The sequence below is a fragment of the Peribacillus sp. SIMBA_075 genome (assembly GCF_046534585.1).
Window position 1 is genome coordinate 1 of record NZ_JAWRYN010000155.1, and the last position, 408, is coordinate 408.

The 408-nt window shown below is 56.4% G+C and carries 1 pseudogene; it reads right to left on the reverse strand.

The features are described from left to right. Positions 1 to 408 (reverse strand): annotated as a pseudogene (locus tag SB775_RS27580) (hypothetical protein); the annotation flags it as partial.

Genomic DNA, 408 nt, shown 5'->3' on the forward strand with positions numbered 1-408 from the left:
CGATCACGCCGGCTGAGGTATGCATCCACGTAGGCCTGTGCCGCTGCGTCCAGGGTAGACTGCATTGTGTCCAGCGCAGTTCGTTCGGCGTCTGTCACGCTATCAGTATTCACTGAGGAGCCAAACATGCTTTCCATCACGCCTTTAGCCGGTTCAGGAATACGGGCTGTACCACAAATTGCGCTGCCATTGCCGGTAGAATAATTACCGTTGCTTCCCGTCGTCTGCATCAGAGCCGTTCTGGCCTGTCCGTCCTGATAAAGCCCGGTAAGTTCACGGTTTGTAGCGTATTTGCACAGGTTCATTTCAAACACAGCACGGGCAGCCGAGCGGGTTGGCGGCGCGGCAGGCTGCACGACCAGCGACATTCCGCTGCTTATCATATCTGCTGCCTTATCCGTCAGCAGG